The organism is Christiangramia aquimixticola (genome assembly GCF_048285835.1).
GTDB classification, from domain to species: Bacteria; Bacteroidota; Bacteroidia; order Flavobacteriales; family Flavobacteriaceae; genus Christiangramia; species Christiangramia aquimixticola.
In genome coordinates this window covers 302-529 of the sequence record NZ_JBLVTL010000021.1, presented here as the reverse complement: position 1 = coordinate 529, position 228 = coordinate 302, and the positions used below count along the sequence as shown (strand labels likewise).

Below are 228 nucleotides of genomic sequence, written 5' to 3'. Positions count from 1 at the left end.
CCTCCATTTAAACCAGGACCAGCTGCACCGCCACCGCCGCCGCCAGCAGCAGCTCCCTTATTGATATCATTCGTAAATGTCTTTTTTTGAACTCCTCCACCAGAAAATCCACTGGAACCATTTCCTCCATTGTTCCGATCATCAAGCCCATTGACATTGTCATCATATGCACCACCACCTCCTGAGGCTCCAGATTCTCCTGATCCCCCATTTATTGAATTAGTCGAA

1 pseudogene is annotated in these 228 nt (G+C 48.2%); it reads right to left on the bottom strand.

Annotated elements, in window-relative coordinates:
* Positions 1–228: pseudogene (locus tag ACNKXV_RS13305) on the bottom strand (hypothetical protein); the annotation flags it as partial.